Below are 10,528 nucleotides of genomic sequence, written 5' to 3' on the forward strand. Positions count from 1 at the left end.
TTTTGGATAATGCATTATCACGTGCTTGTGCCCCTGGATGCCCTTTAGCGAGATCAGCAGCGTGAGCGGCAATTTTATAAGTGATGATACCGTCCTTGACATCCTTTTTATTTGGCAAACCGAGATGTTCCTTGGGCGTGACATAACAAAGCATCGCCGTGCCAAACCAGCCAATCATGGCTGCACCAATGGCACTAGTAATATGGTCATAACCAGGAGCAATATCAGTCGTTAACGGTCCTAAAGTATAAAAAGGCGCATCTGCACATAGCTCAAGCTGCAAGTCCATGTTTTCTTTAATACGGTTCATCGCCACGTGTCCAGGCCCTTCAATCATCACCTGTACATCGTGCTTCCAAGCGACTTGCGTCAGCTCACCAAGCGTACGTAGCTCGCCAAATTGCGCTTCGTCATTGGCATCTTGCAAACAGCCGGGACGCAGACCATCGCCTAAGCTAAATGCCACATCGTACTGTTTCATGATTTCGCAGATATCTTCAAAATGCGTGTATAAAAAGCTCTCTTCATGATGGGCAAGGCACCACTGCGCCATGATTGAGCCGCCACGAGAAACGATGCCTGTTAAGCGATTGGCAGTCAATGGTACATAGCGCAGCAGCACGCCTGCGTGAATGGTGAAGTAATCAACGCCTTGTTCGGCTTGCTCAATCAGCGTATCGCGGAATATCTCCCACGTCAGGTCTTCGGCGATGCCGTCGACTTTTTCTAATGCTTGATAAATTGGTACCGTACCGATGGGCACAGGCGAGTTGCGAATTAACCATTCACGAGTCTCATGGATATGATTGCCTGTCGACAAATCCATAATGGTATCTGCGCCCCAGCGCGTCGCCCACGTCATCTTCGATACTTCTTCATCGATAGAGGAGCCAAGCGCTGAGTTACCAATATTGGCGTTAATTTTCACTAAGAAATTGCGCCCGATAATCATCGGCTCGGACTCAGGGTGATTGATATTATTTGGGATAATCGCGCGACCTGCCGCGACCTCGCTACGAACAAACTCAGGCGTGATAACTTTCGGGGTATTGGCACCGAAGCTCTCGCCATCGTGTTGGCGCATATCAGTCATCTCATGCTGCTTTTGCGTCTCGCGAATAGCGATATATTCCATTTCTGGGGTAATGATACCGCGACGTGCATAATGCATTTGCGTGACATTCTTTCCTACTAACGCGCGGCGTGGCTTGTCGATATGGGCAAAACGTAGATTGGCTGTGGTGATATCACGAGCACGGGCAAGACCATATGAACTAGATAGACCGTCTAGCTGTTCGGTATCACTGCGCTCCGCTATCCAGCCCTCGCGCAGTTTTGGCAAGCCACGGGTCAGGTCTATATCGACGTTGGGGTCGGTATAGACGCCTGAGGTGTCATAGACATAAAACGGCGGGTTTTGCTCCCAGTTGGACTCATCAACACCCTGAATAGGCGTGGGGTCAAGCGTGATCTTGCGCATTGGCACTTGGATATCGGGTCTTGAGCCTTCGATATAGACTTTTTTGGAGGCAGGGAGAATGCGGTGTAAGTCGCGCGCGTCTTCTTCAAAACGGACATCTTTTTGGTTACGATGCGCAGGCGTTTTTAACGCGTCTGCTTTTTTATTAGAGGCGTTTTGCTGGATTTTTGGGGGTACGGTTGAGGTTGTCATATGCTGTCCTAGCGTGTTGGTTTTTGAATAAAATCAACACCGCCAGTAGCTGCGGGGTAAGCATTAATTATCCCTATACTTTTGATTGAATAAAACCATCTCCTACTAAAACTAGTCAAAGATAATTTTAAAAATCAGTGAACGCAACTTAGTATTGACCGTCACTCTAAAAATTTAATGAGTAAAAATAATGACGGTAACAAAAAGGCATTTCTGCGCGCCCTTTAGTTAGGTATAACTAAAGCTTAAGACTTCCCTGCGTCGGTACTAACCGCATCAGGTTCGGCGGGTGATCTCTCAGCGAATGTACAAAGGCAGTCAACCATTCGTACACCGCACCCCGAGTCTGTCAGTGTTGTAAATCAGCTTTATACTAGCAAACTTCTATAACAAATTATAGTTATTTACCAAGCGTGCCAATATTAGCTTTATCGGTTTAGGTTTTAAGTCTCTGGTGTCCAGCCTTGTGCACGCTCATAATCTTCGTTGTCTAAAAACTTCTCACGTTGCTCAGTTAAGAATTTCTTAGCTTGAGGGTCCAACATACTTAGGTGGTTCTCATTGATCAGCATCGTCTGCTGTTCAAGCCACTCTTTCCATGCTTTATCAGAGACCGTTTCTTGTAGCTCTTGACCTTTTTTATTAGGAAAAGGCGGATGCGGCATCTTTGGCAGTTCTTGCTGGTATTTGCGACAAAAAACGGTATTGGCTTGCGGGTTAAAACTCTCAGTCACAGGGCGCTCCTTATTAAGTAAATTATTGATTTATTAAGTCGAATATTGATATCTATCTATGATAGCGGTCTTAGACCGTTTAGCCAAGGGTATCAGGTGTATAGAAGGTAACAGTAAACCGGCTTCATATAAATTTTGGCAATGGTATGACAAATAAAAACACTCGCCCTAACTCATGCATATTAGGAGCGAGTGTTAAATATACAATCTAAAGCGGTTTTTTAGATCAGGCGTTTAAGCAAACGCTTTTAAGCGTGCACGACCATTAATGACCGCTTGCTTGACTTGATTGGGTGCAGTGCCACCTAGATGATCACGAGCAGCCAATGAACCCTCAAGCGTCAAGTAGTCAAAGACGTCATCACCGATTGCATCGCTAAACTGTTGCAGTTGCGCTAGTGATAAGTCGCTTAGATCAACGCCTTCTTTAATACCTAGCGCAACGGCATTGCCAACGACTTCGTGCGCGTCACGAAATGCTACACCGCGGCGCACCAGATAGTCTGCTAGGTCGGTCGCAGTGGCATAACCCTTCATGGTCGCTTCACGCATGGCCTCGATATTAGGGGTGATATTGGGCAACATATCAGCAAAAGCGAGTAGCGAACCAGTTAAGGTGTCGACGCAATCAAACAAAGGCTCTTTGTCTTCTTGATTGTCTTTATTGTAGGCAAGTGGCTGGTTCTTCATCAGACTAAGTAGCGTCATTAATTGCCCATAAACACGCGCTGTTTTACCGCGCACTAATTCTGGCACGTCAGGGTTTTTCTTTTGCGGCATGATAGATGAACCGGTACAGAAACGGTCCGGTATCTGCACAAAATTAAACTGTGCCGACATCCACAAGATAATCTCTTCACTCATGCGTGATAGATGCATCATTAGGATGGAAGCGTTTGAGGTAAATTCAATGGCAAAATCACGATCTGACACGGCATCTAATGAGTTTTGACAAATACCTTCAAAACCTAACAACTCAGCGGTAATAGTACGATCAATAGGAAACGTTGTACCAGCGAGGGCAGCACTACCAAGTGGCATCTGATTGATACGGCGGCGCGTATCGACCAGGCGCTCGGTATCACGATATAACATCTCAAACCATGCCATCACGTGGTGACCAAAGCTTACTGGCTGCGCCGTTTGTAAATGAGTAAAGCCTGGCATAATCGTGTCAGTATGTTGTTCAGCTAGGCTAAGTAGGCCACTTTGTAGACGTACTAACAGTGCGATAACATTGTCAGTCTCTTCGCGCAGCCACAAGCGTATATCGGTTGCAACCTGATCATTACGGCTACGTCCCGTATGTAGTTTTTTGCCAACCGCTCCGACAATACTAGTCAAGCGCGACTCAACATTCATGTGCACGTCTTCAAGCGCAATTGACCAGTTAAACGTTCCAGCTTCAATCTCGCGTAAGACTTGTTGTAAGCCGTCAATAATGGTTGCGACTTCGTCAGCTGTTAAAATATCGCACTCTTTGAGCATAGTTGCATGGGCAATCGAGCCTTCGATATCATGACGTGCAAAGCGCTGGTCAAAGCCGACCGAAGCTGTGAATGCTGCAACGAAGCTATCAGTCGCTTCACTAAAGCGTCCACCCCACATTTGTTGTCCTGGTGCGCTGTTTTCAGGTTGGCTACTTGGCATATGGTTGTCCGGATAAGAGGCATCTGTGTTAGAATCAGCAGAGGCACGTGAATTATTATCTTGCTTGGGATTACTAGAATTTGAAGAATTGGCGTTCATATTGGTCTAAGACAAGTCAGAAAAATAAGAGCTCAAGTATAGCAAAGGATGAGGTCGCCTTACTAGCTGAGCGCTTAGAGTTTTTCATGCCCAAGCTTATAGAGATGATGAAGCCTTGGCAATGGATGCTCTACATCTTTTTTTGGGCGCTATTTGTGACGTCGATTGATCGTCACGACCTAGCCACTTGGCCTCAGTTTTTCGTTAAATTTTTGAGCAGAATTGTTCAATATACTTTGAGTATCATCCCATCTTTATATCTTATAGATTACCTACGGCCTATCTTTAAACGCGAAAATCCTATCAATGTCAGTATGAAAATACTGCTTTTGTTTGCGATTACGTCGGCTGTGTCTGCGACTTTAGTTATGCTGGTTATGATCAATACTGGCTGGCTGGTTTATGAGCGTAAAGCGTTTATTCTAAACGTATTATTCAATATTGTGATTACGGTTGGCTTCACTTTGGTGTTTATGATGTACTTTATCAGGCGTTATCGTGAGCTGATTGCTCTAAAGCAGTCATTTGAGCATAAATTAACTGCTCAAAACGATTTGATAAAAGCTCGTATTGCCCCGCACTTTTTTTTCAATACAGTGAATAGTCTGGTATCTCTTATTGAGTCCAATCCACCAAAGGCCGCTGAACTTTTGCATCATGTATCAGCCCTGTTTCGTGCCGCTTTTGATGGGACGCGCGAGATCAGCTTTGAAGAAGAAGTCGCACTTTGCGAGCATTATTTAGCCATTGAATCGAGTCGTTTGGGCGAAAAGCTGGTCGTCAATTGGAATCTTCCTGATGATGACGTCATGTACGATATGGTGATTACGGCCTTAACTCTGCAAAGCGTCCTCGAAAAAATGCTACTCAATGTCGTTGAGATGACGACTGAAACTATTTTTATTGATATTACAATAAAGTGGCAACAGCACCGGGTTACTATTACTGTTACTGTCCAGTTGCCCAGCAAGACCTTAATGGTCGTCCATGACCTACGTCGACATGTAAATTTTCATATTCAAGCTGAGCGCCTTCGGGCTTATTTTGATCAGAGTGCGGACATACAAAGTGATGTCACCAATGAGCGAATAGTGACTGTCATCCACTATCCTTTATATGATGTGGGCATTTAGTGGACGATAGGCTATGCAAGGTAAATTGTCTAAGCCAATTTCTAGCATTTGTTTTAAATCGTGCCATTTTTCTACCTTTTATTCAAATATTACTACCGCCAATATAAACATGGCATATTTATTGCTCTTTATCTTGTATAACCTTACTTTAAAGAATAAATCAGTAAAATACATTTTGACTCATTAACTAACTTATAATGAAAGGTTTTAAGTCCAAAACTGCGTAAGTGCTATGTCGCCTTGCCTGTTCTAATAACATATAAAGGACAAACACTCTCTAAAAATTATGCAAGCTTTATTGTTTGATGAGAGTAATATAGAGGCTAGTTCTCGGTGTCTAACTAATTAATTATAGAGTCACTAAATAATCGTTTTATGTATGCTGAGCTACTACGTTTTTGTACAAATATAATCTTAAAGGTAGTTAATAGTATAATTATTATGCTGTAAGAGAGGAGTCTACATGCGGATTGTAGTTTGTGATGATGAGCCACTTGCTCGTGAGCGCTTGGTCAGAATCGTGCAAGAATCAGGGTACGAAGTTGTTGCCCAAGCAACTACTGGCGCCGAGGCTATAACGGCAGTGAAAGTACAGCAGCCTGATATAATATTGCTCGATATACGTATGCCAGAAATGGATGGGGTGCGCTGTGCCCAAGCGCTAAATGAGCTTGAACACCCGCCCGCTATTATTTTTGTTACTGCCTACGATCATTATGCCATTGCCGCATTTAAAGCAAATGCCATTGGCTATTTACTAAAACCGGCCAATAAAGACGAACTAATAGAAGCCTTAAGTCAAGCAAAAAACCTAAATGCCGCTCAGTTAAATGAGATTCGTAAGCTTGAAGATCCCACTGCTCGACCTGTTCGTGAACATATCGCAGCGCGTACGCATCGCGGTGTGGAGCTGATTAAACTTAAAGATATCTATTACTTCACTGCTGATCAAAAGTATGTCAAAGTCCGTCATAAAGAAGGCACAGTACTTATTGATGAGACGCTAAAAGAGCTTGAGCAAGAGTTTGAAAGTCGACTTTTTCGAGTCCATCGTAATGCGATCATTAACCTAGGGTTTTTGGATTACTTAGAGACAGTAGATTCAGGTCAGTATCAAGTACGCTTTAAAGGACTGGATGAAACGTTATCGGTTAGCCGGCGACATCTGCCAGCGCTACGAGAGAAAATCCAAAGTATGTAATCGTTACTGCTGACTATGGAAAAGACCAGGACGTATGCGTCTTCACTGTTATGCACGAATAACCAGTTACTTATAAATAGTTAGTAACAACCAAAATCTCTCAGTCATATCTTCATACCCTTATTTATGCTTAAATAGGGGTATTTTTTTGCGTCAGACAAAAATTCTTACCTAATAAAGGCATGCAAGCAGCAGGTTTACTGGCGCATTAGACTTAGTATTAACAATTTTAAGGCTTATCATGAGTAATACACAGCTATCTGATTTACATACCTTGAATATTGCTACCCGTCAAAGTCCACTTGCGCTCTGGCAAGCAGAGCATATTCGCGATCGATTGTTAAAGCTATATCCAGAGCTGACAATTAATCTACTAAAAATCGTCACTAAAGGTGACAAGATATTAGACACGCCATTGGCAAAAATAGGCGGTAAAGGCTTATTCGTCAAAGAGTTAGAGCAAGCCTTATACGATGGGCAGGCGGATATTGCGGTGCACTCACTAAAAGATGTCCCCATGCAGCTACCTGAAGGACTGACATTAGGGGTTTACTGCAAGCGCGAAGCGCCGACCGACGCCTTTGTCTCCAATACTTATAATAATATTGATGAGTTGCCACAAGGGGCGATCGTCGGTACTGCAAGTTTACGTCGTCAATGTCAAATCAAAGCCTATCGTCCAGATTTGCAAATTAAGACCTTGCGCGGCAACGTTGGCACACGCCTAGGTAAACTTGACGCAGGCGATTATGATGCCATTATTTTGGCGACCAGCGGTTTACAACGTATTGAGCTTGATGAACGTATCCGCGGGGAGCTGGCTATCGATACTTGTTTGCCAGCCGTCGGTCAAGGGGCGTTAGCCATTGAATGCCGTCAAGACGATACCAACGTATTAGAGCTACTCGCCCCCTTAAATGATGACAAAGCTCGCATTCGTCTCATCGCTGAGCGCGCGTTAAATCGTCATCTAGAAGGTGGTTGCCAAGTTCCGATTGCAGCTTATGCCGTATTGCAGACAGATGAGACAACAGAAGCTACTACCGTTTATGACAACGATGATAACGGCAGTCATTTATGGTTGCGCGGCCGTGTTGGGCAAGCAGATGGTAGTGAATTACTCAAAGCTGAAAAGCGCATCGTATTGTCTGGCACGCAAGCGGAAAAAGAAGATCAAGCAAATCAGTTAGGTATTGATGTCGCTAAAATGTTACTTGTTGACGGTGCAGGGGCTATCTTGTCAGCGATCTATCACCCTGAAACATAAATACTGATAAGTACTGCTGATATAAGCAGCAATGAGCTATGCTATATACCGCTCACGTATATAGCATACAGTTATATAGATCTTAATATTTACATTTTGATATCTACTTTTTAATATCTATGTTAGCTGAATCTAACTACACGATACTTTAAGCAGTGGTAGGCCTATGTCACGCGCATTTTTGTCTCAGTCAACTAATGACTTATCATCGACAGTCGTCATCAATACTCGTCCGCTAGAACGTGCAGCGCCATTGACAGCGCATTTGCAAAATGCAGGCTTCAGCGTTGTCGATATGCCAATGCTCACACTAAAGCCGCGAATAGTAAGCGACGCGGATATCGATTTGATGCAAGACTGGCTGTCAGGTAGTTATGACGCACTCGTTATCGTCAGTCCTACTGCAGCAGCGTCAGGACTAGCAGTCTGGCAAGCCCTTAAAAAGACCACAGAAAGGTCTACTGATGATCTATTGTCAGAATCAAAGACACTTTACCCTAGTCAGCCACCAAGTCATCTGATTGCAGTAGGAGAGGCGACAGCGGCTGTGTTACAAGATTCTAAGTTGCCATTTAAGTATCAGGTGTTACAGCCGAAGGTTGCCAATAATGAAGGTATGCTAGCAATGCCTGAGATTGAGCGTTTGCAAGCTGGTGATAAACTACTCATCTGGCGCGGTTTGGGAGGACGACGGTTATTGGTCGATACGTTAAAAGCGCGCGGTGTGCATATTGACAGTATTGCATGGTATGAGCGTACCCAACCTACCGATGCAAAGGCAAACTATCAGCGATGGGTTAAGCAATTTATTGATCAAAGTACTAATCAAAGTACCAGTCAATCGCAGCAGACTGTACAAGCACAAGTATCTAAGCCTATCGTCATTATCAGTAGTGGTACAGCATTTGAGCATTGGACAGACATCGTTAAGCAGACGCAGTCAGATTTAGATGTCGCCTCAAAAAGTATCATATTACCGACCCTGACAGATTTTAACTATGTGGTTTTGGGTGAGCGCTTAGCCAACATGGTAGCAGCAGAGCAGTTACACTATTGGCAAGTAGAAGATTTGTCTCCTACGACTATCTCGGCTGCCATTAAGCAGGGCAGGTGGTTAGCCATAAAACAGTAAACCTGTCTTGTGCGTTCATTTTTATGTGTCACTAAAACTATCGATAACGGTACCGCTTTATGTCAACCAAGTCTAAAGATTCTACAGCGAATGACTTGTCGGTAAATCAGCAGCAGCAACAGGCACGTATGTTGTTATTACGCTTACAATGGCTGTTTATTTTGTTATTGGTTATCGCTTTAGCTTGGTTATATATTACTCAGCAACGTTTTCAAAACCAAATCAATGAACGTCTACAGAGTAATGAGCATATGGTTAGTCGTCTAAATGAGATGGATGACCGTCTATTTGCTATCAGCCAACGAACGCTACCAGAGCCAAGTAAAACGCCAAACAGCCAAGCACAAAATCAACTTGATTTATTACGTATTCAAATACAGGCAGTCGATAGACTAATAGCAGACAACAATTATAAGGGATCAATTGATTTATTACAGGGTCTACTATGGCAGTTGTCGCAAGATAGTAACGAGATATCGCCAGCGTTGACTATTGTGATTAAACAAAGCTTGACTAAGGATATTGAGCGTTTACAAGCCCAAAGCTCGCAGCCTAGTCCCTGGCAGCTACAAACCTTAGCTATTCAGAATGTTCAAGAGTTTTTGCACCGTTATGTGCGTACCAGCAGTCAGAAAAACAGCGTAGCATTAACTCGTCAGCAATTAGCTGGTCATGAAGTTATTATGGTTTTAAATTTAGCCATTCAAGCCAGCAATATGCGCGAGCAAGATCAGCTGATTGAATACTTAAACCAAGCACAGGCGCAGTTACAGACTTTGGTCAAAGATACCTCTTCTAGCTCGCAAACGAAACCTAGTACCTCATCACAATTATCATTTATGGATAACAAGCCAACGACTGAACAGCAAAAAACTCCGATGACGATGGAGTCACCAGAGGATATTGTAGAAGCAATTGCTTGGCTTGATAAGCTAATCGCTAACACACCCAAGCCCACGCATTTATTGACTACTCAAATGTTGGATAAGCCTGAGCACAAATAGACTTTTAGTATGAGACTGTCAGTATACTCAAGCATTTTGAGCGCTGATACTCTCATACATTTATATGTGGGAACCAAAAATTAAGGCAAATTATGGATAACATTAATCACTCTACACGCTTAACAGCAGACATGCCAACCGATAGCTATCCTGCAGATCTGGCCCATTATCCAGTCATGCATACCCAGCCGATACATTGGGGAGAGATGGATGCTTTTAATCATTTAAACAACGTCGTGTTTTATCGTTATGCTGAGTCGGCGCGTATCGCTTATTTGCAGACCTTAGGGATGTTTGATGGCAATATGGTGACGGTATTGGCCCAATCAAGCTGTCAGTATTTACGTCCAGTTTTTTATCCAGATACCTTGCTATTAGGGGTACGCTGTCAACGTTTGGGTACCACCAGCATCGTGATGGAATATAGCTATTATAGTTGTGCGCAGCAAACTATAGTTGCGACTGCTGAGGCAGTGATTGTCCGGTTGGACAGTGATGGCAAGACCAAACTGCCATGGACGAAAGAGGAGCGTATACGTTTATTAGCGCTCGAACAAAAGGTTGGTCATACCCCTCAATTATAGCGCTCATCCTTTTTAGTTTGTAAGCCGATAGTAAGATAAAAAATAATAAGGC

General features: G+C 43.6%; 9 protein-coding genes and 1 riboswitch. Of the genes, 6 read left to right on the plus strand and 3 right to left on the minus strand.

Going from position 1 to position 10,528, the window contains the following annotated elements:
- The 3 genes from thiC to argH form a co-directional block, all read right to left on the minus strand.
- Nucleotides 1-1,672 (minus strand): phosphomethylpyrimidine synthase ThiC (gene thiC, locus PENNN9_RS00170; RefSeq protein WP_058367762.1); only part of this gene is annotated, 1,672 nt, incomplete at its 3' end.
- Between the two features lie 236 nt (nucleotides 1,673-1,908).
- Nucleotides 1,909-2,025: riboswitch (TPP riboswitch) on the minus strand.
- Between the two features lie 90 nt (nucleotides 2,026-2,115).
- The gene (locus PENNN9_RS00175) at nucleotides 2,116-2,406 is read right to left on the minus strand and encodes an oxidative damage protection protein (protein WP_058367763.1); all 291 of its coding nucleotides are present in this window, start codon (nucleotides 2,404-2,406) and stop codon (nucleotides 2,116-2,118) included.
- Nucleotides 2,407-2,640: 234 nt separating this feature from the next.
- The gene (gene argH, locus PENNN9_RS00180; protein ID WP_058367770.1) at nucleotides 2,641-4,014 is read right to left on the minus strand and encodes an argininosuccinate lyase; all 1,374 of its coding nucleotides are present in this window, start codon (nucleotides 4,012-4,014) and stop codon (nucleotides 2,641-2,643) included.
- 227 nt (nucleotides 4,015-4,241) lie between these two features.
- On the opposite strand from argH, the gene PENNN9_RS00185 reads away from it, so the two are divergent.
- From PENNN9_RS00185 to PENNN9_RS00210, 6 genes are all read left to right on the plus strand, one after another.
- On the plus strand, nucleotides 4,242-5,288 hold the full coding sequence (locus PENNN9_RS00185; RefSeq protein ID WP_227511667.1) for a sensor histidine kinase: 1,047 nt from the start codon (nucleotides 4,242-4,244) through the stop codon (nucleotides 5,286-5,288).
- Nucleotides 5,289-5,751: 463 nt separating this feature from the next.
- A complete protein-coding gene (locus PENNN9_RS00190; RefSeq protein ID WP_058367765.1) occupies nucleotides 5,752-6,489 on the plus strand; it encodes a LytR/AlgR family response regulator transcription factor in 738 nt (245 codons plus the stop codon).
- Nucleotides 6,490-6,730: 241 nt separating this feature from the next.
- Entirely contained in the window at nucleotides 6,731-7,756 is a 1,026-nt protein-coding gene (hemC, locus tag PENNN9_RS00195) for a hydroxymethylbilane synthase (protein ID WP_058367766.1), read from the plus strand.
- Nucleotides 7,757-7,922: 166 nt separating this feature from the next.
- Entirely contained in the window at nucleotides 7,923-8,888 is a 966-nt protein-coding gene (locus PENNN9_RS00200; RefSeq protein ID WP_058367767.1) for a uroporphyrinogen-III synthase, read from the plus strand.
- A gap of 59 nt (nucleotides 8,889-8,947) precedes the next feature.
- Nucleotides 8,948-9,892, plus strand: coding sequence for a hypothetical protein (locus tag PENNN9_RS00205; RefSeq protein ID WP_058367768.1), 945 nt, complete (start codon nucleotides 8,948-8,950; stop codon nucleotides 9,890-9,892).
- A gap of 92 nt (nucleotides 9,893-9,984) precedes the next feature.
- On the plus strand, nucleotides 9,985-10,476 hold the full coding sequence (locus tag PENNN9_RS00210) for an acyl-CoA thioesterase (RefSeq protein WP_058367769.1): 492 nt from the start codon (nucleotides 9,985-9,987) through the stop codon (nucleotides 10,474-10,476).
- The last annotated feature ends 52 nt before the right edge of the window (nucleotides 10,477-10,528 follow it).

It is taken from the genome of Psychrobacter sp. ENNN9_III (assembly GCF_001462175.1).
GTDB lineage: Bacteria > Pseudomonadota > Gammaproteobacteria > Pseudomonadales > Moraxellaceae > Psychrobacter.